Origin of the sequence: Actinomadura viridis (assembly GCF_015751755.1) — a bacterium.
In the GTDB taxonomy this organism is placed as follows: domain Bacteria; phylum Actinomycetota; class Actinomycetes; order Streptosporangiales; family Streptosporangiaceae; genus Spirillospora; species Spirillospora viridis.
In genome coordinates this window covers 6,070,564-6,094,932 of record NZ_JADOUA010000001.1, presented here as the reverse complement: position 1 = coordinate 6,094,932, position 24,369 = coordinate 6,070,564, and the positions used below count along the sequence as shown (strand labels likewise).

At 68.2% G+C, this 24,369-nt stretch carries 19 protein-coding genes, 1 tRNA gene and 3 rRNA genes; 12 read left to right on the top strand and 11 right to left on the bottom strand.

The genetic code is table 11. The annotated features are described in order from the left end of the window. Window positions 1-110: 110 nt before the first annotated feature. Window positions 111-536, bottom strand: a complete 426-nt coding sequence (locus tag IW256_RS27595) for a hypothetical protein (RefSeq protein WP_197013720.1) — start codon at window positions 534-536, stop codon at window positions 111-113. Between the two features lie 232 nt (window positions 537-768). On the opposite strand from IW256_RS27595, the gene IW256_RS27590 reads away from it, so the two are divergent. From IW256_RS27590 to IW256_RS27580, 3 genes are all read left to right on the top strand, one after another. Further along, window positions 769-2,043, top strand: coding sequence for a hypothetical protein (locus IW256_RS27590; RefSeq protein ID WP_197013719.1), 1,275 nt, complete (start codon window positions 769-771; stop codon window positions 2,041-2,043). Between the two features lie 78 nt (window positions 2,044-2,121). After that, window positions 2,122-3,129 (top strand): NADP-dependent oxidoreductase, encoded by a 1,008-nt coding sequence (locus IW256_RS27585; RefSeq protein WP_231403954.1) that lies wholly within the window; start codon window positions 2,122-2,124, stop codon window positions 3,127-3,129. A gap of 81 nt (window positions 3,130-3,210) precedes the next feature. After that, window positions 3,211-3,283: transfer RNA gene (locus tag IW256_RS27580), tRNA-Ala, on the top strand. Between the two features lie 298 nt (window positions 3,284-3,581). On the opposite strand, the gene IW256_RS27575 is transcribed toward IW256_RS27580, so the two are convergent. Genes IW256_RS27575 through IW256_RS27565 form a run of 3 tightly spaced genes read right to left on the bottom strand, consistent with a single transcriptional unit; the run spans window position 3,582 to window position 5,592 of the window. Next, the gene (locus IW256_RS27575) at window positions 3,582-4,679 is read right to left on the bottom strand and encodes a baeRF2 domain-containing protein (RefSeq protein ID WP_197013718.1); all 1,098 of its coding nucleotides are present in this window, start codon (window positions 4,677-4,679) and stop codon (window positions 3,582-3,584) included. Between the two features lie 44 nt (window positions 4,680-4,723). Beyond that, entirely contained in the window at window positions 4,724-5,227 is a 504-nt protein-coding gene (locus tag IW256_RS27570) for a DUF1360 domain-containing protein (RefSeq protein WP_197013717.1), read from the bottom strand. Then, the gene (locus tag IW256_RS27565; RefSeq protein ID WP_197013716.1) at window positions 5,224-5,592 is read right to left on the bottom strand and encodes a VOC family protein; all 369 of its coding nucleotides are present in this window, start codon (window positions 5,590-5,592) and stop codon (window positions 5,224-5,226) included. The genes IW256_RS27570 and IW256_RS27565 overlap by 4 nt, the downstream gene beginning before the upstream one ends. Window positions 5,593-5,682: 90 nt before the next feature. Between IW256_RS27565 and IW256_RS27560 the strand changes: the two genes are divergently transcribed. Further along, window positions 5,683-6,054 carry a DUF5709 domain-containing protein gene (locus IW256_RS27560; protein ID WP_197013715.1) on the top strand — a complete coding sequence of 124 codons (372 nt, stop codon included), beginning with the start codon at window positions 5,683-5,685 and terminating at the stop codon, window positions 6,052-6,054. A 48-nt stretch (window positions 6,055-6,102) separates the two neighbouring features. On the opposite strand, the gene IW256_RS27555 is transcribed toward IW256_RS27560, so the two are convergent. Together IW256_RS27555 and IW256_RS27550 are read right to left on the bottom strand one after the other, a co-directional pair. Then, complete coding sequence (locus IW256_RS27555) at window positions 6,103-6,360, bottom strand: DUF7218 family protein (RefSeq protein WP_197013714.1); 258 nt, start codon at window positions 6,358-6,360, stop codon at window positions 6,103-6,105. Between the two features lie 55 nt (window positions 6,361-6,415). Continuing rightward, entirely contained in the window at window positions 6,416-7,225 is an 810-nt protein-coding gene (locus IW256_RS27550; RefSeq protein WP_231403953.1) for an MBL fold metallo-hydrolase, read from the bottom strand. Between the two features lie 927 nt (window positions 7,226-8,152). On the opposite strand from IW256_RS27550, the gene IW256_RS27545 reads away from it, so the two are divergent. From IW256_RS27545 to rrf, 3 genes are all read left to right on the top strand, one after another. Then, window positions 8,153-9,670, top strand: a 16S ribosomal RNA gene (locus tag IW256_RS27545). Between the two features lie 446 nt (window positions 9,671-10,116). Then, window positions 10,117-13,229 (top strand): 23S ribosomal RNA (locus tag IW256_RS27540). A gap of 134 nt (window positions 13,230-13,363) precedes the next feature. Continuing rightward, window positions 13,364-13,480: ribosomal RNA gene (gene rrf / locus IW256_RS27535) — 5S ribosomal RNA — on the top strand. Together the 16S, 23S and 5S rRNA genes form the textbook arrangement of a ribosomal RNA operon. 93 nt (window positions 13,481-13,573) lie before the next feature. On the opposite strand, the gene IW256_RS27530 is transcribed toward rrf, so the two are convergent. Continuing rightward, window positions 13,574-14,068, bottom strand: coding sequence for a 2-thiouracil desulfurase family protein (locus IW256_RS27530; protein WP_197013713.1), 495 nt, complete (start codon window positions 14,066-14,068; stop codon window positions 13,574-13,576). Between the two features lie 98 nt (window positions 14,069-14,166). On the opposite strand from IW256_RS27530, the gene ctaD reads away from it, so the two are divergent. From ctaD to IW256_RS27515, 3 genes are all read left to right on the top strand, one after another. Further along, window positions 14,167-15,837, top strand: a complete 1,671-nt coding sequence (gene ctaD, locus IW256_RS27525) for an aa3-type cytochrome oxidase subunit I (protein ID WP_197013712.1) — start codon at window positions 14,167-14,169, stop codon at window positions 15,835-15,837. Window positions 15,838-15,977: 140 nt separating this feature from the next. Next, complete coding sequence (locus IW256_RS27520) at window positions 15,978-16,646, top strand: class I SAM-dependent methyltransferase family protein (protein ID WP_197013711.1); 669 nt, start codon at window positions 15,978-15,980, stop codon at window positions 16,644-16,646. A gap of 319 nt (window positions 16,647-16,965) precedes the next feature. After that, window positions 16,966-17,388 carry a DUF742 domain-containing protein gene (locus tag IW256_RS27515; RefSeq protein WP_307829131.1) on the top strand — a complete coding sequence of 141 codons (423 nt, stop codon included), beginning with the start codon at window positions 16,966-16,968 and terminating at the stop codon, window positions 17,386-17,388. A gap of 16 nt (window positions 17,389-17,404) precedes the next feature. Here the strand turns inward: IW256_RS27515 and IW256_RS27510 are convergent, their stop codons facing one another. The 3 genes from IW256_RS27510 to IW256_RS27500 form a co-directional block, all read right to left on the bottom strand. Next, a complete protein-coding gene (locus tag IW256_RS27510) occupies window positions 17,405-18,220 on the bottom strand; it encodes an SDR family NAD(P)-dependent oxidoreductase (protein WP_197013710.1) in 816 nt (271 codons plus the stop codon). Window positions 18,221-18,380: 160 nt separating this feature from the next. Next, window positions 18,381-19,406 carry an AurF N-oxygenase family protein gene (locus tag IW256_RS27505; RefSeq protein ID WP_197013709.1) on the bottom strand — a complete coding sequence of 342 codons (1,026 nt, stop codon included), beginning with the start codon at window positions 19,404-19,406 and terminating at the stop codon, window positions 18,381-18,383. A 34-nt stretch (window positions 19,407-19,440) separates the two neighbouring features. Then, the gene (locus IW256_RS27500; protein WP_307829130.1) at window positions 19,441-20,154 is read right to left on the bottom strand and encodes a TetR/AcrR family transcriptional regulator; all 714 of its coding nucleotides are present in this window, start codon (window positions 20,152-20,154) and stop codon (window positions 19,441-19,443) included. Window positions 20,155-20,298: 144 nt separating this feature from the next. Between IW256_RS27500 and IW256_RS27495 the strand changes: the two genes are divergently transcribed. Both IW256_RS27495 and IW256_RS27490 read left to right on the top strand, forming a co-directional pair. Then, complete coding sequence (locus IW256_RS27495) at window positions 20,299-21,510, top strand: pyridoxal phosphate-dependent aminotransferase (RefSeq protein ID WP_197013708.1); 1,212 nt, start codon at window positions 20,299-20,301, stop codon at window positions 21,508-21,510. 103 nt (window positions 21,511-21,613) lie between these two features. Then, entirely contained in the window at window positions 21,614-22,069 is a 456-nt protein-coding gene (locus tag IW256_RS27490) for a pyridoxamine 5'-phosphate oxidase family protein (protein WP_197013707.1), read from the top strand. On the opposite strand, the gene IW256_RS27485 is transcribed toward IW256_RS27490, so the two are convergent. Further along, entirely contained in the window at window positions 22,066-24,279 is a 2,214-nt protein-coding gene (locus IW256_RS27485; protein WP_307829129.1) for an ATP-dependent DNA helicase, read from the bottom strand. The two genes, IW256_RS27490 and IW256_RS27485, sit on opposite strands and share 4 nt — an antisense overlap. Window positions 24,280-24,369 lie beyond the last annotated feature (90 nt).

Sequence of the window (24,369 nt, the reverse complement as noted above, 5' to 3'; positions counted from 1 at the left end):
CCCCCTGCACCCCCCGTTGGTGCGGGGCTGGGGTTTTGGGGAAAGTGCGGGTTCGCTTTTCCTCGGGAGCGGGGCCTGATCACTTGGTACGGGAGGCTGATCACTTGGGGTCAGATGTCGAACCAGGGGATGCAGGAGATGTCGTAGAAGGCGTTGGACTCGGTGCTGGCCTCGACGATGTCGTGCCAGTTACCGCCGTGCCGGGCCCACATCCACTCGATCGAGGGGCCCTGGGGGTTGCCGTAGCGGGCGCGGTTGCGCTCTTCGAGCTTCCGGACGTCCTTGGCCTTCATCTTGCTGCGAACCAGCGCCTTGGCCTCGTTCCGCCGGGGGACCATCAACCGGGCGATCTCCTGCTCGGAACGGCCCTGAACGCGCAGGCGGTTGATGTCCACCTCCATCGCCTCCAGCCGGTCCAGGTAGGACTGGCGGACCTGGCAGTTGTTCACCCAATCGTCGGCGGGGCCTATGCCGGTCCACAGGGAGAGCCCGAACAAACCCGGGAGCAGCAGGAGCGTGACCACCAGCCGGCGCATGCACAGACCCTTTCGTAACGTTAGGGGGACGACGCCGCCTGTATACGATGCCGCACGCAGGTCAAGGTTTGATCAACGGGTCGCCTCTTGGCTGCGTGTCATGGTGGCGCAGGCGGACGGCCACGGGAAACCCCTAGCGTACGGGGCGGCCCGTCGCGAGTGCCGGAAGTCACGTGGCGGGTGTCGGCCTGGGGCGCTGCGGCATCGGTGGCGCGGCGAGTAGTTTTCGGATGTGGCGGAAGAGCGCACCTCTGGTGCTGAACGCGCTGGTTCCATCGGCTTCGCCGGGGTGATGGGTGCGCTGGCGGGCGCGGCCCTGGCCGGGCATCGCGGAGCACGGGCCGCGGGTGTCGGCGCCGTGGTGGGCGGTGTGGCGCTGGGAGCCTCGGAGGCGGTGGCGCGGGCACGGCAGCGGCCCGGCGAGATCCCGGCCCTGTGGCAGCGCATCGCCGTGAGCGGGGCCCTGGCAGCCCCCGCCGGCTGGCTGGCGGGTCGTTTCGCGGGACCGGTCGCCGTCGGGACGGCGGCGGGCGCCGTCGCCGGTGCCCTGGGGCTCCGGCCGCACAAGGTGGCGCTCGGGCCCGCCGTGGGAGCCGCGGTGGGCGGGGCCGCACGGGTACGGCCCGTTCCCGCGGCGATGGTCGCGAGCGGGGCGGTGGTGACCTTCCGTGTCCTTTCCGCGCTGCTGTTCAGGGACGCCCAGATCAGCCTCCTCGCCGAGGAGGTGCCCGCCGAGCGGCTGCCGTTCGTGGTGCCTCTGGAGGCCCGCTCCGCCTACGTCGGGACGAGGTACGTCCGGGACCTCGCCACGATCCTCGGCGGGACCTACACGCCGGCCGCACCGGACGTCGGGATCGTCGGGTCGCTGGACGAACTGGCCGGGCCCGAGTTCGACCCCGCGGGCGTGCACCCGCTGGTGCGGGAGTTCTACGAGCACACGGCGCGGTTCACGCTGGACATCGTCCCCGAATGGAGGCTGTGGGTCCGGCCCGGCTACCTGCTCTACCGGACGCTGCTCGCACGCCCCCTGGGCCAGGCCAGCGTTCCGATGAACCAGCGGGAGGCCCAGCGCGGGGTGTACGGCCGCATCGACACCATCGTCCCGGACCGGGACGACGTGGCGACCGTGCGCGGATGGATCCGTTCCTTCGCCGACAACGACGAGCCCATCTACGTGGGGATCTACACCACCTACCGGCACGGTGACCGCGGCTACGTCAGCGTCGGGTTCCCGCTCCCGCACGCGAGCTTCACCGCGACCCTCGCCCCCATGGCACGGCCCGGGGGCGGGCTGGTGCTGACCAGCCACAGCAAACTCGATCACCCGGGCCACTACCTGACCTACATCGATCCCGACACGCGGGATCTGACATCCCTGGGGGTGCACGGCTTCGAGGAGAGGCTGGACGTCCACGTCGAGAACGGAGAGCTGCGCGCCGACCACGCCTTCTCGGTCTTCGGCCTGCCGTTCCTCGTGCTGCGCTACCGGATGACCCGTAAGTCGTGAACGACATGCCGCAGGCATCCCGCTGCGAACCCCCACGCCTTCCTATTGTGGGAAGTAGGCGCATTGAGGAGGCAGCGCATGATCCCCGCAACCGGCCGTGAGGTACGCCTGGTGGCCCGCCCCGTCGGCGAACCCACCCCCTCCGACTTCGAACTGGCGGAGGCCCCCGTTCGCGAACCGGGGGAGGGGGAGGTGCTGGTCCGCAACGAGTGGATGTCCGTCGACCCCTACATGCGCGGGCGGATGAGCGAGGTCGAGTCCTACGTCCCGCCGTTCCGGCTGGGCGAGCCGATGGAGGGAGGGGCGATCGGGACGGTGATCGCCTCGCGTTCGGCGGCCGTCCCCGAAGGCACCACCGTCCAGCACGAGCTGGGATGGCGCGAGTACGCCACGCTTTCTGCCGGACGCGTCCGTCCGATCGACACCTCCCTCGCCCCCGCCGCGGCCTACCTCGGCGTGCTCGGCCTGACCGGGCTCACCGCCTACGTCGGCCTGACCAAGATCGCGCCGGTCGAGGAGGGCGATGTGGTCTTCGTCTCGGGCGCCGCCGGGGCGGTCGGCAGCGTGGCCGGCCAGATCGCCCGGCGGCTCGGCGCCGTCCGGGTGGTCGGGTCGGCGGGCGGGCCGGAGAAGACGGCCAAGGTGGTCCAGGACTTCGGATTCGACACGGCCATCGACTACCGCAAGGGCGACCTGGAACGGCAGCTGGAGGACGCCGCGCCCGGCGGCATCGACGTGTACTTCGACAACGTCGGCGGCGACCACCTGCGGGCCGCGCTCGCCGCGATGCGCACCCACGGGCGGATCGCCCTGTGCGGGGCGATCTCCCAGTACAACGCCACCGAACCCGTCCCCGGACCGGACAACCTCCTGCTGGCCGTCGGCAAACGCCTCACGCTGCGCGGCTTCATCGTCAGCGACCACATGAAGCTGACGGGCGAGTACGTCCAACGGGCGTCGGGCTGGCTCCGCGAAGGGTCGCTGCGCGCGGAGGAGACCGTGGTGGAGGGCATCGACAACGCCGTGGACGCCTTCCTGGGCCTGCTGCGAGGCACCAACGTCGGCAAGATGATCGTGCGTCTTTGACGGATCGAGCCCTCAACGTCCCGAGCTGCCCTCGCGTTGCACTAAGCTTTCTCGTGGCCGGTCGCCGAAACGGCGGCCCCCGGGGCTATGGCGCAGTTGGTAGCGCGCCTCCATGGCATGGAGGAGGTCTGGGGTTCGAATCCCCATAGCTCCACTCGTAGGTGGGGGCAGTGTGCCCGCGGAAAGCGCGGGCTGCTGCCTCCTCGTCATTTTGCCCAGGGGGGCGACCCCCTGGAACCCCCGGGGCAAGGGGGCTCCGCCCCCCTGCACCCCCCGTTTGTGCGGGGTTGAGGTTGGGCGGGAAGGCGTGGGCCGCTGCCCTAAAATCCCAGATCTAAGGGACTTCATCCTCCGCTTTGCGCGGGGAGGAAGTACGGAACGTACGGGGGCGGCCCGAACCCTGCGTTCCGGGTGTGGGGTGCGGGGTGCGGGCCGCCTGGTCGTACGGGTGGTCAACCGCGGATGGTGGGGTCGTTGTAGCGCAGCACCGCGCCCACGCCGACGGTGGCATCCGGGCCTTCGGCGGGCAGGACGACCAGATCGCCGTCGGTGGCCGCGACCGCCCTGATCAGTGCGGCGTCGGCCCGTTCCTCCCAGGGGTCGGTGACGCCGAGCCGCTGGAGCTCGTCGGGCGAGGCGGCGACCTGGTTCGGGTCGGGGCCGACCCACAGGCGGGCGGGCGAGTCGGGGTCGTCGTCCAGCAGGAGGCTCTCGACCTGGCCGCGGCGGACCGCCTCGACCGTGGTGGGCAGGCCCGCGACCGCGCGCTCGCCGTTGGCCAGCTCGCGCTCGAATCGTTCGGCCACCGTCATGATCCGCTCGGTGGACTTCAGTTCGAGGATCCGGGACAGGTCGTCGTCGAGACCGTCACCGCGGTCGGCCTCGACCGTGCGCTCCAGGACGCCCTCGGAGATCTCCTCCAGGACGGCGGTACGGGCGCGGGGGTCCCCGGCGATCACCACCGCCTCCGCGCCGAGGTTCCGGGCGGCCTTGTCGATCTCGCGGGCGACCTTCTTGGCGTTGCTCCGCCAGACCTTCTCGGCCGAACGCTGGAAGCGCGACTGGTTCCAGTCGCCCGCCTTGGTCTTGCGGATCGGGTACTCCTCGTCCCCCGGGACGTCGACATGGCGGTGGCGGCCGTCGGGCTCGAAGCAGTCGATCTCGCCGCCGCGGCGGTCGACCGTCGCCAGCAGGTGCGGGAAGCGCTCACCGCGCTCGGCCAGGTACGGCAGGACGTGCGGGAGCGGCGAGACCCGGGCGAACGTGGCGCGGGGGGCGTGCGGGAAACGTTCGGCGTGCACCACCTCACCCTCCGCGGCGAAGATCACCAGCCCCTCGGAGCGGCGCTCCCGCAGGTCCTCGTCGACGGTCCGCTCGACCGCCCGCAGGGTGTCGCCGGGGGCGCCCTGAGCCTCCAGCTCCTCGCGGAGCGCCCGCCACCGCAGCTCGGCGGCCTTGCCTGCGTCCTCGGTGGTGCGGGTCAGGTCCGCGTACACCGAAGCGTACGGACCCGACCGGCTGTACAGCGGCTTGAGGAAAGACAGATCCATATGCCCGCCCTACCCGTCCCGGCGGCACCAAACGTCGCGTGCGTTCAGCCCTCGGTGACCTGCTGGAGCTTGGCGTAACCGAGCTGCAGCCAGTCCGAACCGGCCACGGCGGTCATGGTCATGCCCGCCAGCCGGGTGGCGTCCGGCGCGAACACCATCCCGGCGGCGTACGCCGTCGCCACCCACTGCGCCGTACAGAACGGGCAGGTGAGCAGCTCGCCGACGGCATGCCGGAACCCGTTGCCGCGGGCCTCCTCGGCCAGTTCCGCCGGGCCCGACGTGCCCGCGTAGCGGGTGAACGGCGCGCGCAGCGGGCTGGTGATCGGGTCCTTGGCGATCAGCCGGGCCAGTTTGTGGGTGGTCACCGTCATCAGGGCCAGATCCCCCGGTCCCATCCGCACCTTCACGGGACGGCGCCGCGCGAGCAGCGCGAGCGCCCCGGTGGTGACGCCGTAGATGGTGAGCGTCGCGAGGTAGGAGCCGAGTGGGCGCTCGGCGCCCCCGGTGTACCGCTCCTTCTGGCGGCGGGCGGTCTCGACGGGGTTCATGAGTCCTCCGGGAGGGAGCGTTCGGGCGGGACGATCACGCAGAACTCGTTGCCCTCCGGATCGGCCAGGACCGTGGTCGCCCAGCCCTCGTCGTCGACCGGGCCGCGGACGACGGTGGCGCCCAGGGCGAGCAGCCGGTCCACTTCGGCGTCCATGTCGCTGACGCGCAGGTCCGGATGCATCCGATTCTTGGTGATCTTCGGTTCGGGGACTTGCTGCAGCAGCCATTGCGGGCCGGCGCCGGACGGGTCGCGCAGGGACACGTACGGCGGCGAGGGGGCGTCGCGCCGGTAGCCGAGGGCGGGGGCCCAGAAGTCCGCAAGCCGCTCGGGATCGGCGCAGTCGAGAACGAGTACCAGACGCATCCGGGGAACCTACCCGCCGCTCGCCGCCGAACCCTCGCACGCATGATCCTCGCGGGCCGGGTAGGCAGACCGGAGCGAGAGGGGGTAGTGATGACCGAGCGTTACGCCTCGGGACCCGAGGACGAGGGCGTCCCCGACCTGCGGGACGACACGCCCGAGCAGTACTGGGGCGAGGACCCGCAGGAGGCCGCGCTGCCCGGGGACCGCCCGACGGCCGTGGACGACTACGGCACGACGGCGGACGAGATGCGCGAGGGCGAGCCGCTGGACGGGCGGCTGCGGCGGGAGGAACCCGAGCGGCCCCTGCCGGAGAACGAGCCGGAGAATCCCGCCGGCCGCCTCGTCGAAGAGGACGAGGGCGTCCGCCCCGACACCGAACCGGACGCGGTGGCCCGCGACGTCGGCCCCGACGGCGGCGGCTACACCGCCGAGGAACGCGCCATACGCGTCGAGGAAGAATGAGAGAAGCGGGCGGGAGAGGGATTCCCTCTCCCGCCCGCCGATCACACGTCAGTGGTTGCGGAGCGCCTTGACCAGCTCCGACTTGTTCATCGAAGACCGGCCCGAGATCCCTATCTCGCGCGCCCGCCGCATCAGCTCGTCCTTCGACCAGTCGTCATAGCTGGGGCTCTTACCGCCCCTACGGCCGACCTTCTTGCTCCCCTGAGAGGCCGAGGCGTTGGCGATCCGCGCCGCCTTCTCCTTGCTCTCCCCCTTGTCACGGAGACTCTGGTACTTCTTCTCGTCCTTGATCTGTGCTCTCGGCATTGAGTACCGCCTCCTTCCGGTGACCTTCGTACCCGTGGAGGCCGTCTCACACTTTTCAGCGCACCTGGACGAAAGGCTCGGGCAGATGGGGCGCGGCGACCAGCCCCCCGCTCCTGCGCATCCTCCTCAGCAGGGCGGTACGTGTCTCAGCGGCGACGTCGCCGTCCTCGTCGTAGAGGTACCTCACGGCCGGATCGGCCAGCTGCACGGGGTGAAGCACCACATCCCCCGCCACCACCAGCTGGTCGTCGCCGAGCACCACCGACTGATGCCCGGGAGTGTGACCAGGGGTGGGAACGACTTCGAGGCCCTGGAACAGACGGGTCTTCCCTTGGAGTGAGTCCAGGCAGCCCGTCTCCCGCAGGGGTCTCACCACATCGTCCAGTACATCCCCGCCTTCCCCCTCCAGCCATGTGAGCTCGTCCTCCTGAACGAGGTGGCGTGCGTTGGGGAACAGGGGCCTGCCGTCCACGACCGCCCCGCTCGCATGGTCGCTGTGGAGATGCGTTAGCACCACGGTGTCGACGTCCTCCGGGGCCACGCCGGCCTCCTTCAGCGCGCGGGGCAGGGCACCCGGCACGGGTGCCCAGGACGCGGCGGGGGAGTCCTCCGTACCGAGGCCGGTGTCCACGAGCACGGTGGGGCCGGCGGGCACCCGCAGCAGGAAGCAGTGGAAGTGAAGGATCCATTCGTCGTCCGGCCCGAACGCCGCGGGCGCCTCGGTTCGCGTCCGCTTCCACAAGGCCGGTGCCGCACCGGGGAAGGTCTCTTCCAGGGGTCGTCGCAGCGCCTCGCCCATCGGACCGACCGCGTCGCAGATCGGGACGACCTCGACGCCGGAGACGAGCCTTGGTTTCTCGTGCATGACGCCACCATGGCAGCCTCCCCCCGCCCCCACGCAAACGCCGCAGGCCGAGCCATCCGGCCGTACGGTGCCTCCACGATCCACGGAGTGGCTACCGCCCGGCCGGTCGGCGGCGGTGTCCGCCGGCGAGAGGGGCATCCTCCTCACCGCAGGCTGGGGAACGGCTCTGAGGGGGCGGTCGAGCGAAGCGAGTGTCAGACCTGTCGCGAGCGCATCTGCAGAGCCGACGACGCGAGCATGGGCCCGAGCATGGGCCTTGCGTGGGGCTGAGGCGCGAACGCGCGGCGCGGGGGAGAGGGGCGTGAGCTGCAGGTTTAGCTCGGAAGGGCGTGGGGTAGGGGATGTGAGTTGACGAGTGGTTCTTGATTATCTAGTGTTCTTCCTGCCCCGAGGGGATGCGGGACGCCGACAGGCGGACGGCCTCCGGGGAAGCCGCTCAGAGGAAAACGGTTCGAGGCTCGCCTCGGGTCGGGGTACTCTGGAGAGGTAAGCCCAGACGGGATGCAGGACGCCGCGAGGTGGCCGGCCCGAGGGACTCCACCGAACGACCGATCACGGGCCACTACGGTTGCCCGCGATGGCGCACGGCGGGCTGGGCTACGTCCTTGAAGATCGAACCAGCGGTTCGGTTGACAGGAGCGGAGATCCTGGTAAGTTAGAAGGGTTGCCCCGGAGGCAGGCTCGCGAAAGTGGGTCTGACACGGTGGGTGTCCGTTTCTTGAGAACTCAACAGCGTGTTAAAAGCCAGTGCCTTTATCGGTCCGGCGGTAGCCGGGCCGCCCCGTGGCCATGACCTTGTGGGTTGTGGTCGGGGATTTCTTTGAGGCAATACGCGTGGCCTCTTCGGGGGTTGCGTGTTTGCTGGGATTGTTTTTCCTGAGGTTTGGCGGTTCGTGGGGTTCGCCCCCTGCGGGTCGTCGTTGGACCTTAATGGAGAGTTTGATCCTGGCTCAGGACGAACGCTGGCGGCGTGCTTAACACATGCAAGTCGAGCGGAAAGGCCCCTTCGGGGGTACTCGAGCGGCGAACGGGTGAGTAACACGTGAGCAACCTGCCCCTGACTCTGGGATAAGCCTGGGAAACCGGGTCTAATACCGGATATGACCACCGTCCGCATGGGCTGGTGGTGGAAAGTTTTTCGGTTGGGGATGGGCTCGCGGCCTATCAGCTTGTTGGTGGGGTGATGGCCTACCAAGGCGACGACGGGTAACCGGCCTGAGAGGGCGACCGGTCACACTGGGACTGAGACACGGCCCAGACTCCTACGGGAGGCAGCAGTGGGGAATCTTGCGCAATGGGCGGAAGCCTGACGCAGCGACGCCGCGTGAGGGATGACGGCCTTCGGGTTGTAAACCTCTTTCAGCACCGACGAAGCTAACGTGACGGTAGGTGCAGAAGAAGCGCCGGCTAACTACGTGCCAGCAGCCGCGGTAATACGTAGGGCGCAAGCGTTGTCCGGAATTATTGGGCGTAAAGAGCTCGTAGGCGGTTTGTTGCGTCCGTCGTGAAAGCCCACGGCTTAACTGTGGGTCTGCGGTGGATACGGGCAGACTAGAGGCAGGTAGGGGAGCATGGAATTCCCGGTGTAGCGGTGAAATGCGCAGATATCGGGAGGAACACCGGTGGCGAAGGCGGTGCTCTGGGCCTGTACTGACGCTGAGGAGCGAAAGCGTGGGGAGCGAACAGGATTAGATACCCTGGTAGTCCACGCCGTAAACGTTGGGCGCTAGGTGTGGGGTCCTTCCACGGATTCCGCGCCGTAGCTAACGCATTAAGCGCCCCGCCTGGGGAGTACGGCCGCAAGGCTAAAACTCAAAGGAATTGACGGGGGCCCGCACAAGCGGCGGAGCATGTTGCTTAATTCGACGCAACGCGAAGAACCTTACCAAGGCTTGACATTGCCGGAAAACCTGCAGAGATGTGGGGTCCTTTTTGGGCCGGTGACAGGTGGTGCATGGCTGTCGTCAGCTCGTGTCGTGAGATGTTGGGTTAAGTCCCGCAACGAGCGCAACCCTCGTTCCATGTTGCCAGCACTTCGGGTGGGGACTCATGGGAGACCGCCGGGGTCAACTCGGAGGAAGGTGGGGATGACGTCAAGTCATCATGCCCCTTATGTCTTGGGCTGCAAACATGCTACAATGGCCGGTACAGAGGGCTGCGATACCGTGAGGTGGAGCGAATCCCTTAAAGCCGGTCTCAGTTCGGATCGAAGTCTGCAACTCGACTTCGTGAAGTCGGAGTCGCTAGTAATCGCAGATCAGCAACGCTGCGGTGAATACGTTCCCGGGCCTTGTACACACCGCCCGTCACGTCACGAAAGTCGGCAACACCCGAAGCCCGTGGCCCAACCACTTGTGGGGGGAGCGGTCGAAGGTGGGGCCGGCGATTGGGACGAAGTCGTAACAAGGTAGCCGTACCGGAAGGTGCGGCTGGATCACCTCCTTTCTAAGGAGCATTCAGCTGGCCGTGTCCTGGTTCGTCCAGGTGCGGTCGGTGGCCGCTGTTGGCAGCGAATGTCTGTCAGGTGGCTGCTCATAGATGTGGAGCACTGGTTATTCATTGCCGCTGTGATGCGGCCCGGTTGGTACCGCCCTTCGGGGAGTGGGAAGTCTGGGTTCGGGTCATGGTGGTGGTGGACACGCTGTTGGGTCCTGAGGGAACGGACCCTTCGGCCCCTGAAGTACACGGTGTTCGCATCGTGTGGTGAGGGGGCTGGGTTGTTTCTTCTGGGTTGGCGGGGCTGAGTGCGGTGCGCCTGTGTGGTGTGGCCGGCTTGGTGGTCCCGGTTGTTTTTTGAGAACTGCACAGTGGACGCGAGCATCTCTGACGAGACTTCGGATCTTCGGGTTCGGGGTTTTGTCTCTGTTGCGATTTGTATGATCGTTTTGTGTGTTCAAGTTTTTAAGGGCACACGGTGGATGCCTTGGCATCAGGAGCCGATGAAGGACGTGGGAGCCTGCGATATGCCTCGGGGAGTCGGCAACCAGACTTTGATCCGGGGATTTCCGAATGGGGAAACCTGGCACCCGTCATGGGGTGTCGCCGCCGTCTGAATGTATAGGGCGGTTGGTGGGAACGCGGGGAAGTGAAACATCTCAGTACCCGCAGGAAGAGAAAACAATAGTGATTCCGTGAGTAGTGGTGAGCGAAAGCGGAGGAGCCTAAACCGTGCGCGTGTGATACCTGGTAGGGGTTGCGTGTGCGGGGTTGTGGGAGCATCTTGTCGGGTCTACCAGCCTGGCGGAGAGTTACAAAGTATCGCGGTAGTCGAATGGCATGGGAAGGCCGACCGTAGACGGTGAGAGTCCGGTAGACGAAATCGTGGTGCCTCTTGGATGTTTTCCCGAGTAGCACGGGGCCCGTGAAATCCCGTGTGAATCTGCCACGACCACGTGGTAAGGCTGAATACTTCCTGGTGACCGATAGCGGATCAGTACCGTGAGGGAATGGTGAAAAGTGCCCCGGTGAGGGGTCGTGAAAGAGTACCTGAAACCGTGTGCCTACAAGCCGTCAGAGCGTCCTCGGCATCCTTTTGGGGGTGTCGTTCGTGATGGCGTGCCTTTTGAAGAATGAGCCTGCGAGTTATGGTGTGTGGCGAGGTTAACCGGTGGCGGGTAGCCGTAGCGAAAGCGAGTCTGAATAGGGCGTTTGAGTCGCATGCTGTAGACCCGAAGCGGGGTGATCTAGCCATGGGCAGGGTGAAGCGCCGGTAAGACGGTGTGGAGGCCCGAACCCACCAGGGTTGAAAACCTGGGGGATGACCTGTGGTTAGGGGTGAAAGGCCAATCAAACTCCGTGATAGCTGGTTCTCCCCGAAATGCATTTAGGTGCAGCGTTGCGTGTTTCTTGCCGGAGGTAGAGCTACTGGATGGCCGATGGGCCCGACAAGGTTACTGACGTCAGCCAAACTCCGAATGCCGGTAAGTGAGAGCGTGGCAGTGAGACTGCGGGGGATAAGCTTCGTAGTCGAGAGGGAAACAGCCCAGATCATCGGTTAAGGCCCCTAAGCGTGTGCTAAGTGGTAAAGGATGTGGAGTTGCCGTGACAACCAGGAGGTTGGCTTAGAAGCAGCCATCCTTGAAAGAGTGCGTAATAGCTCACTGGTCAAGTGATTCCGCGCCGACAATGTAGCGGGGCTCAAGCACACCGCCGAAGCCGTGGCATTTCAGTCTTTGTGCTGGGATGGGTAGGGGAGCGTCCTGCAGCCGGTGAAGCCGCCGAGTGATCGAGTGGTGGAGGCTGTGGGAGTGAGAATGCAGGCATGAGTAGCGAATGAAGAGTGAGAAACTCTTCCGCCGGATGACCAAGGGTTCCTGGGGCAGGCTAATCCGCCCAGGGTAAGTCGGGACCTAAGGCGAGGCCGACAGGCGTAGTCGATGGACAACGGGTTGATATTCCCGTACCCGCTGGTATGCGCCAACGCTGAATCCTCTGATGCTAACCATCCGATCCGTCCTTGATCCCTTCGGGGGTCTTGGTCTGGGGAGCATGGGGCCCGAGGGGGTAGTAGGTGAGCGATGGGGTGACGCAGGAGGGTAGCTCAGCCCAGGCGATGGTTGTCCTGGGGTAAGCATGTAGCCCGTGTCATAGGTAAATCCGTGGCACTTGTAAGGGTGAGATGTGATGCCGAGCCGTTTTAGGTGAAGTGAGTGATCCCATGCTGCCGAGAAAAGCCTCTAGTGAGTGTACCGGCGGCCCGTACCCTAAACCGACTCAGGTGGTCAGGTAGAGAATACCAAGGCGATCGGGTGAACTGTGGTTAAGGAACTCGGCAAATTGCCCCCGTAACTTTGGGAGAAGGGGGACCATGTCTGGTGAACGCCCTTGCGGTGGGAGCTGGGTGTGGTCGCAGAGGCCAGGGGGAAGCGACTGTTTACTAAAAACACAGGTCCGTGCGAAGTCGTAAGACGCTGTATACGGACTGACGCCTGCCCGGTGCCGGAACGTTAAGAGGACCGGTTAGATCCTTCGGGGTCGAAGCTGAGAATCTAAGCGCCGGTAAACGGCGGTGGTAACTATAACCATCCTAAGGTAGCGAAATTCCTTGTCGGGTAAGTTCCGACCTGCACGAATGGCGTAACGACTTCCCCGCTGTCTCAACCACAGGCCCGGTGAAATTGCAGTACGAGTAAAGATGCTCGTTTCGCGCAGCAGGACGGAAAGACCCCGGGACCTTCACTATAGCTTGGCATTGGCGTTTGGAGCGTCTTGTGTAGGATAGGTGGGAGACTGTGAAGCTGGCACGCCAGTGTCGGTGGAGTCGTTGGTGAAATACCACTCTGGTCGTTTTGAGCGTCTAACCCGCACCCGTGGATCCGGGTGGGGGACAGTGCCTGGTGGGTAGTTTAACTGGGGCGGTTGCCTCCTAAAGGGTAACGGAGGCGCCCAAAGGTTCCCTCAGCCTGGTTGGCAATCAGGTGGTGAGTGCAAGGGCACAAGGGAGCTTGACTGTGAGACAGACATGTCGAGCAGGTGCGAAAGCAGGGCCTAGTGATCCGGCACCGGCGTGTGGAAGCGGTGTCGCTCAACGGCTAAAAGGTACCCCGGGGATAACAGGCTGATCTTCCCCAAGAGTCCATATCGACGGGATGGTTTGGCACCTCGATGTCGGCTCGTCGCATCCTGGGGCTGGAGTAGGTCCCAAGGGTTGGGCTGTTCGCCCATTAAAGCGGCACGCGAGCTGGGTTTAGAACGTCGCGAGACAGTTCGGTCCCTATCCGCTGCGCGCGTAGGAGAATTGAGAGGGTCTGTCCCTAGTACGAGAGGACCGGGACGGACGGACCTCTGGTGTGCCAGTTGTCCCGCCAGGGGCACGGCTGGTTGGCTACGTTCGGTCGGGATAACCGCTGAAAGCATCTAAGCGGGAAGCCTTCCTCGAGATGAGTTCTCCCTCCCACCTTGGTGGGGTAAGGCTCCCAGTAGACGACTGGGTTGATAGGCCGGAGATGGAAGCATCGTAAGGTGTGGAGTTGACCGGTACTAATAGGCCGAGTGGCTTGACACACATTACAGCGTGAGTGTTCGCGTCCCTGTGCGGTTCCCGGAAAGCAAACGGGAATCCTGTTTTTGATAAGTGAATTGGCCTGACGGCCTGGACGAGTTTGCCGCCCCTGGTTTGTGGGGGGTGTGCGTGGTTCGTTCGGTGGTTATGGCGAAGGGGAAACACCCGGTCCCATCCCGAACCCGGTAGTTAAGCCCTTCAGCGCCGATGGTACTGCATGGGAGACTGTGTGGGAGAGTAGGACGCCGCCGGACTCATAATTGGGGGAGGCCCCGCCATTCGTGGCGGGGCCTTCTTCGTTTTCCCGGCCCCTTTTGCTGTGCTTGGGCGATGATCAAAGTTGGGGCTCAGGAATGCCCTTCCAGGGCGGCCAGGTAGTCGGCGGCCTCGGGCAGTTCGTTCTCGCTGAATACACGGATGCCCGCACGTTCCAGCACCGTCGTCGTGACACCGGCGCCGGGCCTGGACGTACCGGAGAAGGTGCCGTCGTAGACGCGGTGGGTGCCACAGGAAGGGCTGCCCTCCTTCAGGATCGCCATACGGGCACCCGCCCGCTCCGCCGCCTCCAGGGCGAGGCGTGCGCCGCGGACGAACGCACCGGTCACATCAGCGCCCGCCTCGGTACGCACCCGTGCCTCGCCCTCCAGGACGGCGCCGGCGGCGCCGTCCAGCTCGGCCGCGGGGCGCGGAACGGGGAGGCCGCCGGACACCTCAGGGCAGAACGGCACGATGCGGCCTTCGGTGCGCCAGCGGTCCATCAGCGCGGCGTTCACCGGCTTGGCGGCTCCGTCGTAACGCACCTTCCTGCCGAGCAGGCAAGCGCTCACCAAAATCATCTCCACGCCTCCAGCCTATGTCGGTAAGGCTGGGGCTTCCGGCGTTGCGGCAGGTCATGGCGCTGGCGAATAGTTGAGGGGACCCGTTCGCAGGGAGATTCGGCATGGTCCTTCTCGGCCGCCCCGTCCCGGAGGCGCCACCTCAGAAGCATCCCCGGGGTTCCAAGGTGGTCTCCTGGATCACCAGCACCGACCACAAGGTGATCGGGCAGCTCTATCTGGTCACGTCCTTCGTCTTCTTCGTGATCGCCGGCATCATGGCCGTCATCATCAGGGGCGAGCTGTACTCGACCGGCAACCAGCTGGTGAGCAACGAGCAGTACAACCAGCTGTTCACCCTGCACGGCACGATGATGCTGCTGCTGTTCGCGACGCCGCTGTTCGTGGGGTTCGCGAACGTCATCATGCCGTTGCAGATCGGGGCACCGGACGTCGCCTTCCCTCGGCTGAACATGTTCAGCTATTGGCTGTTCCTGTTCGGCGGCCTCATCATCCTGTCGTCCCTGATCACTCCGAACGGGCCGGCCAGCTTCGGCTGGACCGGCTACCATCCGCTGTCCAACTCGATCCGTTCTCCCAGCATCGGCGGGGACCTGTGGGTCATGGGGCTGGTGCTGTCCGGGTTCGGGACCATCCTGGGCGGGGTCAACTTCATCACCACGATCATCGTGATGCGGGCCCCCGGAATGACGATGTTCCGGATGCCGATCTTCACCTGGAACACGCTGCTGACCAGCCTGCTGGTGCTCATGGCGTTCCCGGTGCTGGCGGGCGCGCTGCTGGTGATGGAGTCCGACCGCAAGTTCGGATCGCGCGTGTTCGAGGGGAACGTGGGCGGTGCGCTGACCTGGCAGCACCTGTTCTGGTTCTTCGGCCATCCCGAGGTCTACATCATCGCCCTGCCGTTCTTCGGGATCATCACCGAGGTCATCCCCGTCTTCGCCCGCAAGCCGCTGTTCGGCTATGTGGGGATGGTCGGGGCCACGATCGCGATCGCCGGGCTGTCGATGGCGGTGTGGGCGCACCACATGTTCGTCACGGGCCGGGTGCTCCTGCCGTTCTTCTCGTTCATGAGCTTCCTCATCGCGGTCCCGACCGGAGTGAAGTTCTTCAACTGGACCGGCAGCATGTGGAGGGGAACGCTCAGTTTCGAGTCCCCGATGCTGTTCTCGGTCGGCTTCCTGGTCACGTTCCTGTTCGGCGGGCTGACCGGGGTCATCCTGGCCTCCCCGCCCCTGGACTTCCAGGTCCACGACTCCTACTTCGTGGTGGGCCATTTCCACTACGTGGTCTTCGGCACGGTGGTGTTCGCCATGTTCGCGGGCTTCTATTTCTGGTGGCCCAAGATGACCGGGAAGATGCTCAACGACCGGTTGGGGAAGTGGCACTTCTGGTTCCTGTTCATCGGCTTCCACACGACGTTCCTGGTGCAGCACTGGCTGGGTGCGGAGGGGATGCCGCGCCGGTACGCCGACTACCCCAACGAGTTCCTGACGCTGAACCGCGTGTCCAGCATCGGCTCCTTCATCCTGGCCGCGTCCACGCTGTTCTTCATCTACAACGTCTACGTGACGAGCCGGCACGGGAAGCGTGTGCTGGCCGACGATCCCTGGGGGTACGGGAACTCCCTCGAATGGGCGACCTCGTCCCCGCCGCCCAGGCACAACTTCACCTCGGTCCCCCGGATCCGTTCCGAACGCCCGGCGTTCGACCTCCACTACCCGCGTGCGCCGCTCGAGGGAGGCGGCGGGGAAGAGCGCGGAGCCGAGGGCTGACGCCGGCGCGGCCCCGTACGGCAGGGCCGCGCGGGAGGCGGTCGTAGCGCATCGCGGTTCCGGCATGCCACCTCAAGTCCGGGAGCGGTCATCGTGCCACTTCGCCGACATCCGGCTACCCAGAGCCATACGGTGAGCGCATGGAGCGACGCGAACGCGGGTGGAACGCCCGGCCCGGCGCCGGCGACGATCCCGGCGAGCATCTGGCCCGGCGGCTGCGGACGGTGCAGCAACGCGTCCGGGAGGCGCTCGACGTCGCGCGGCCCGGCCGGATCCGTACGGTGGGGGTGTGCCCCGGTCAGGGGCGGGAGCTTCTCGGCGCCCTGGCCGCCCACCCGCGCCGTGGCGACGTCGTGGCCCGCCTGGTGGAGGCGGACGCGGCCAAGGTGCGGAGCGCGCGCGGCGCGGCGCGGGCGGCCGGGCTGGGCCGGGTCGAGGTGCTGGAGGGCGACCCTTCGCGCACCGATGTCTACGCGGGGGCCGTTCCCGCCGCCCTCGTGCTGGTCGGCGGGGTGTTCGAGCGCATCGGCGACTCCGACATCGCACGGACGATCTCCCTGCTGCCGCAGCTGTGCGCGCCCGGCGCGCAGGTGATCTGGACCTGCCACGGCGAACCGCCCGAACGCGCCGGAGGGGTCTGTGCCCGTTTCGAGAAGCACGGATTCCAGAAGCGCTGGCTCTCCTCGCCCGGCGAAACGGCCTACGCGGTCGGCGTGCACCGCTTCACCGGCACCCCGGCCCCCCTCGAATCGGGGGTCCGGATGTTCACTTTCGGCGGTGGATCACGCCGAGTCGCGCGAGAATGGTGATCCCGGCGTACGGGAGAACGGCTGGGTGCCGCGGAGCCAGGAACGTGAGGTCGTCATGAGGGCAGGGCTGCGTGCCGGCGGCACCGCGGGTGCCTGACCGCGGGACGTGGCGCGATCCGGTCTGTCCCGCGGAGCCGGTGGGCCCCCCGGAGGCCCCCGCGGGGGACTACGCTCGGGGCGAGGCGGTGTCGACGGGCCCTGTCGATCACCGGGCGGACGCGCCCGTCGGACTCGCCGCGGCGTTCCCTGCGGGCCGCCCGCCGATCGGTGCGACCGATGGGCGGACGGGGCGAGGGACACGGGAACTTATGGTGACGACGTGGCGCGGCGGGTCCGCCGCGTCCGGGGCGGGTGGCGAGTGATGTCCTCCGGGCGGTTCGACGGGCTCTGGATGGACGACGACGCGGGCCCCGTCGTCCGTCCCTTCGCGGTGACCGGTGGACGGACCTGGCGGCGGGACGACGAGCTCGACCTCATCGCGGTGGTGCTGACGGCCGAGGTGCCGATGCCCGATCCGGCGACGCTGGGCCCCGAGGACGAACGCATCCTGGAGCTGTGCATCCATGCGACGTCGGTGGCCGAGGTCGCCGTGGAACTGGCCCTGCCGGTGGGCGTCGTCCGGGTCCTCCTGGGCGACCTGCTGGAAAGGGGGCTCGTGGAGGTGCACCGGCCGGTCGTTCAGGACGGGCGCCCGGACGTCCGCCTCCTCCAGGAAGTGATCGAGGGGCTCCGCGCGCTCTGACCGCGCCCCCGGCCGTCTAGCCTTTGCGGATCCGCCCGACGGCGAACTGGGCGGCGCGTACCGCCAGGGACGGGTTGAGCCGGGCGCCGCGCCAGGCCGCGCGGCCGTGGGCGGGAGCGACGATGAGCGCCTGGTTCCGGGCGACGCCGCGCATGATGTCGCGGGCGAGCTTCTCGGCGGTGTAGAGGCGGGGGGACGCCTTGGCGATCTCGTTCTTGGCGTCGCCGCTCATCGGCGTCTCCGGGAGGCCGGGGTTGACGTTGGCCAGGAGCGGGGTGTCGACGAAGCTGGGGCACACGACGGTGACCTTGACGCCCCGGCCGGCCGCCTCGGCGCGCAGCCCGAGGGACAGGCCGACGACGGCGTGCTTGGTGGCGGTGTAGGGGATGCCGACCGGCATCGGCACCAGGCCGGCGAGCGAGGCGGTGTTGACGATGTGCCCGGACCCCTGCTCCAGCATGATCGGGTACGCGGCGTGGACCCCGTGCACCACGCCCTTGAGGTTGATGTCGATCGCCCGGTTCCAGTGGTCGAGGGTGAGTTCCTCGGCCAGGCCGCCGATCGCGATGCCGGCGTTGTTGAAGACCAGGTCCAGCCGCCCGTGCTCGGCCCGGACGCCCTTGTAGAGGTCGGTCACCGCGGCGGCGTCGGTGACGTCGAGGGCGGCGGAGGAGGCGGTGCCCCGGCCCAGGCCGTTCAGGCGGTCGGCGACCTTCTGGGCGCCGTCCACGTCGATGTCGGTGACGACCACCGTGTCGCCGCGGGCCACCAGGGACGTGGCGATCGCCCGGCCGATCCCGGACGCGCCTCCGGTCACGATCGCGATGCTCATTGCGTGCTCCACTCCGCTCGGTGCCGTGCCGCGCGGCCGGGGGGCGGCGGCCGGGCCGGCCGCGCGGCGTATTGGATGTTCGGTTCAATTACGGTGAGTTTAGGGGCGGGTACGCCGTGCCGGACACGCGCCCGGGGCCACAGTTCTCACCCCGGGACGCTCACTTCCCGGTGGAACCCGCCGGGGCGGGCCGGGCGGTCCTGGAGGGGCCGCGGCGCGCCTTGGGCTCGTCCCAGATGCCCAGCAGCTTCCACAGCCGCCGGCTGAACGGTGTGATCAGCCCGAGCTCGGCGAGCAGGTCGCGGACCTTGCCGACCGAGTCGCTGACCTCGTCGAGGTGGGCGCCGTCCTTGTAGGCCTCGCGGACGACCTCCCTGGGGATGTCGAAGTGCCGCACCATCGGGCCGGGCGGGGAGAGCATGATCCGGGCCATCCAGCCCAGGATGAGCGGGCTGGCGATGCCGATCAGCCGGCGCCGTCCCTTGCTCAGGCGCGGCACCCGGTGCCTGAGGTAGTGCCGGGCGAAGGAGATGTGCCGGGCCTCCTCCGCGATGTGGATCTTCATGATCGTCCGCTCGAGCGGGTGCTTGATGTGCCCGCCCTTGAGGTTCTTGCGCTGGACGTAGTCGATCGGGTCCTCGCCGCCCAGCACGAACACGAAGAACAGCTCGGTGCTCACCAGCGGGATCAGCGGCGCGACCTGCGCTGCCCTGGTGAGCGCTCGGGGCATGCCGCGGATCGGCAGGCCGGTCCGGTTGACGAACTCCTGGAACATCATGCCGTGATGGCATTCCTCGGTCGTCTCGTGGTAGACGTACCGGAACTCGGGCCGGCCGTTCGGCAGCCAGTAGGCGTAGTTGAGCAGCCCGCGCTTGAGCAGGTTCTCGAACTGCAGGCCGATCTTCATCGCGGTGGCCACCCGCCACAGCCCGATCCGGGCCTGGATCTCCGGCGGCTGCGACCGGTACCACTCGGTGCGGCCGAGCTGGTCGACCTCGCCCAGGATCCAGCGGGGGTCGTCGGGGTCCACCGCGTACTCGGGGTCGTCCCAGGGGATGTCGGCGTACGCCTCCCAGTGCTTGTCGACGGACGCCTTGTTCAGGCGGTCGATGACACCGAGGTAGGACGTGCGGTCCTTGACCTGCTCGCGGACTTCTTCGGCCAGGTCGGTGGGGGCTTCGGTCATGTCGGGCGCTCCCTCGGCGTAGGGGTGGGGCCGTTCAGTGCTCTGGGACGGGGACGGGGACGGGCTGGGGTTCGGCGGTCGCGGCCGTCGCGGCGGCCGTGGCGGGTACGGTCCCGAGGTCGGGGACGAGGAGGCGGGCGAATTCCTTCACCTGGGCCAGCACCTTGGCCTGGTGGCCGTCGGCGTCGCCGTCGAGCGAGTTCTGCAGGGAGAGCCCGACCAGCATGGCGAACAGGCCGCGGATGAGGGTGTCCACGAGGTCCTCGGGAAGGGTCTCGGGGAACAGGTCGTGGAAGACCTCCTTGACGATCTGCACCACCCGTTCGTTCAGGTCGAGGCTCACCCCCCGCAGGTCCTCGTCGGTGCGCCCGGCGAGGGCCAGTTCCAGCAGGGCCATGGCGGGCGGCTGCCGGAGCGTCTCCCAGAACAGGTCGAGCGCCCCGGCCACGTCGCGGCGGTCGCGGGGAAGCTCGGCGAACGCCTGCTCGTACTCGGCCCGGAGCCGGTCGAGCAGGTGCTCCAGCGCGGCGGCGACCAGCGCCATCTTGGTGGGGTAGTGGTGCTGCTGCGCGCCGCGCGACACTCCGGCGCGCCGGGAGACCTCCGTGGTCGAGAGCCCGGACCAGCCCAGGTCCGCCAGCGCCTCCGCGGTGGCGTCCATCAGCCGTTGCTGGGTCTCGGTGCGGCGCTGCTCCTGCGTGCGCCGCCCGGCGTGCCGGCGGTGGCGCCGTCGATCGTTCAAGGACACGTACTCGACGGTAGGAGCGCGGAAACAAGCAAGCAAGCCTGCTTGTATGTTGCGCGCATCACAATTGGACCCCGCGTCTGATTGATCGTCCGCCGTCGCGAAATGCGGCGGCGGCCCCCGACCCGCCGCCGCTATGGTGGATCCATGCAGGTCAACCAGTCGGCCAAGCTGACCAACGTCTGTTACGACATCCGCGGGCCGGTCCTCAAGCGCGCCAAGCAGCTGGAGGCGGAGGGGCAGCGGATCCTCAAGCTCCACATCGGCAACCCCGCCCCGTTCGGGTTCGAGGCGCCGCCGGAGCTGCTCCAGGACATGGTCCGCAACCTGCCCGAGGCGCACGGCTACAGCGACTCCAAGGGGATCCTCCCGGCCCGCCGCGCCGTCGTCCAGCGCTACCAGGAGCAGGGCCTCACCGGGGTCGACGTGGAGGACGTCTACCTCGGCAACGGCGTGTCCGAGCTGATCGTGATGACGCTGCAGGCCCTGCTGGACAACGGCGACCAGGTGCTCATCCCGGCCCCCGACTACCCGCTGTGGACGGCCGGGGTGTCGCTGTGCGGCGGCACGCCGGTGCACTACCTGTGCGACGAGAGCGCCGGCTGGGCGCCGTCGCTGGACGACATCGAGGCCAAGATCACCAGCCGTACCCGGGCGATCGTGATCATCAACCCGAACAACCCGACCGGTGCCGTCTACCCGCGCCCGGTCCTGGAACGGATCGTGGAGATCGCCCGCCGGCACCGCCTCATCATCTTCGCCGACGAGATCTACGACCGGATCCTCTACGACGACGCCGAGCACACCTCGATCGCCTCGCTGGCCCCCGATCTGCTGTGCCTGACCTTCGGGGGGCTGTCCAAGAACTACCGGGTGGCGGGGTTCCGTTCCGGCTGGGTGGTCCTGTCGGGGCCCATGGAGCACGCCGAGTCCTATATCGAGGGCCTGGACATCCTGGCCAACATGCGGCTGTGCCCGAACGTCCCTGGCCAGCACGCGATCCAGGCCGCGCTCGGCGGCTACCAGAGCATCGAGGACCTGGTGCTGCCGACCGGGCGGCTCGGCGAGCAGCGCGACCGGGCCTGGAAGCTGCTCAACGACCTGCCGGGGGTCAGCTGCGCGAGGCCGCGCGGCGCCCTGTACGTCTTCCCGCGCCTGGACCCGGAGATGTACCCGATCGAGGACGACGTGCGGTTCGCGTTCGACCTGCTGGAGCAGCAGAGGATCCTCATCGTCCAGGGCACCGGCTTCAACTGGCCCGCCACCGACCACTTCCGCGTGGTGACGCTGCAGTACGCCGACGACCTGGAGGAGGCCATCGGCCGGATCGGCGACTTCCTGGAGACCCGCCGCCGCTGACGCGCCCGATGTGCTCCAGGACGCCCCGCTCCGCGGCGTGAAACGGCGGTATTCCGGGAAGGTCTGCCCTGTTGGCACCGATCTTGCCGGGAGGGTGACGATCATGAACACATCTGCCGGGGCGGACGACCCGTCCGGCCGTCCGGTCCTGGAGGAGCTGGACCGCTCCCAGTGCCTGGCGCTGATCGGTCCCGGCGGCGTCGGCAGGGTGGCCTTCGACGACGGCGAGGGTCCCACCGTCATCCCGGTGAACTACGTCCTGGACGGGGAGTCGGTGGTGTTCCGCACCAGCCTGGAGGGGCGCCTCCACCACAGCCTGGCGACCGCGCTCACCGGCGCGGCGGTGCGCATCGCGTTCGAGGTCGACCACATCGACGAGCACGACCGCGTGGGGTGGAGCGTCCTCCTGCGCGGCGGCGGCCACCACATGCCCGACCACGAACGGCCCCCGGGCGCGTCCGTCGAGCCCTGGCCGGGCGGTGAACGTCCCGTCTACATCCGGCTGACGCCGCACGAGATCTCGGGCCGCAGGCTGCGCCGCGTCGGGGCCGGCGCCTAACCTTCGCTCTCGCCCGGCTCCGCCTCGGCTCCGGGCTCGGCCTCGGTGCCGTCGCCGGGGGCCGGAGCCGCCGCGTCCAGCCGCCGCAGGGCGTTGCGCACCACGTCGGCGTCGGTGGTCGGCCAGAACGGCGGCAGCGACGACTTCAGGAAGCCGCCGTAGCGGGCCGTGGCCAGGCGCGGGTCGAGGATGGCGACGACGCCCCGGTCGTCCATCGAACGCAGCAGCCGCCCCGCGCCCTGGGCCAGGAGCAGCGCGGCGTGCGTGGCGGCGACGGCCATGAAACCGTTGCCGCCGCGGGCCGCCACCGCCCGTGAGCGGGCCGAGGAGACCGGGTCGTCGGGGCGCGGGAACGGGATGCGGTCCATGATGACCAGCCGCAGCGACGGCCCCGGGACGTCCACGCCCTGCCAGAGGGACAGGGTGCCGAACAGCGAGGTCCGCTCCTCCTCGGCGAATTGTTTGACCAGCAGCGAGGTGGAGTCCTCGCCCTGGCACAGCAGCGGGTGGGTCAGGTGGTCGCGCAGTTCGTCGGCGGCCTGGCGCGCGGCGCGCATGGACGAGAACAGCCCGAGCGTGCGGCCCCCCGCCGCCTCGATCAGCTCGGTGATCTCGGTGAGGTAGGCGTCGGGCAGCCCGTCCCGTCCCGGCTGGGGGAGGTGCCGGGCGACGTACAGGATGCCGGATCTGGCGTGGTCGAACGGTGATCCGGCGTCCAGCCCGGACCAGCGGATCTCCTTCGCCTCGCCCTTCTTCTCCGCGCCCTTGCCCCCGGCGCCGCCGTCTCCGCCGGTCTCCTCGCCGGTGGCGGTGCGGGCCAGGCCCTCGGCGGCCGTACGGGCGTCCGGCGGGGTCGTGGCCCCGGCGCCTTCCAGGGGCGGGAGCCCCCACTGCCGGGCCAGCGGTTCGAACGACCCGCCCAGGGTGAGGGTGGCCGAGGTCAGAACGGCGGTGCGCTCCCCGAAGAGCGTCGTGCGCAGCAGCCCGCCCACGCCGATCGGGGCGACGTGCAGCGACGGCGGGCGCTTGGGCCGGCCCTCCTGGACGAACGGCTTCTCCAGCCACACCACGTCGGAGCGCGCGGAGATCTCCGGCTGGAACGCCTCCAGCAGCCGCACCGCGGTCTCGTGCAGGTCCTCCAGGGACGACCGGGCGGCCTTGCGCGCCGCCGCGTTCGCCGGGTCGTTGTCCTTCTTCTCCGGGCCGAGCGCGGACAGGCAGGCGTGCGCGGCGTCCCGGACGACGGCCAGGGTGTTGCCGAGGGCGGGGGACAGGACGTCCATCCGCCCGCCGGGCAGGTCCTCCAGGAGCAGGCCCAGGCCCTCGGCCGACTCCTTGAGCCGGTCGGCGAGGCCCTCCTCGATCAGCCGCCCGCAGCGGCGGGCCGCGGTCTCCACGGCGGCGGCACTGAGATCGTCGGTGGCCACCGAGGTGACCCGGTCGACCAGCTCGTGCGCCTCGTCCACGATCACCACGTCGTGCTCGGGCAGGACGAGGAACTCCTCCAGCGCGTCGATCGCCAGCAGCGCGTGGTTGGTGACCACGATGTGCGCCTCGCCCGCGCGGGCCCGCGCCAGCTCGGCGAAGCACTCGGTGCCCTGCGGGCAGCGCTGGGCGCCCAGGCACTCCTTGGCGGTGACCGACACCTGGCGCCAGGCCGTCTCGTTCACGCCGGGGACCAGCTCGTCCCGGTCGCCGGTGGCGGTCTCCTCGGCCCACTCGTTCAGCCGCTTGACCTGGCGGCCCAGCGCGGACAGCTGCTGCGGGTCGAAGAGGCCCCCGCCCTCCTCCGGCTCGTCCGGCGCCCCGGTCTGCACGCGGTTCAGGCACAGGTAGTTGCGGCGGCCCTTGAGGATCGCGAACTTGGGCTCCTGGCCCAGCAGCGGCGCCAGCGTCTCGGCCAGCCGGGGCAGGTCGCGGTCGACCAGCTGCCGCTGCAGCGCGATCGTCGCGGTGGAGACCACCACCGTCGTCCGCTCGGCGACCGCGTGCCGGATCGCCGGGACGAGATAGGCCAGGGACTTGCCGGTGCCGGTGCCGGCCTGGGCGGCCAGGTGCTCGCCCGAGGCGATCGCGCGTTCGACCGCCTCGGCCATCCGGACCTGGCCGGGACGTTCCGCCCCGCCGATGGCCGCGACGGCGGCGGTGAGCAGGGTCGCGGTGTCGGGAATCCGGGTGTCGCTGCCGGTCAGCAGATCAGGGGCGGGCACGTCGCCCAACGCTACCGCCCCGGCGGCGCTCGCGCGTCCGATGCCCGTGAGAGGGGGCACGCCGCCTGGGCGATCCCGCCGGAGCCGGTT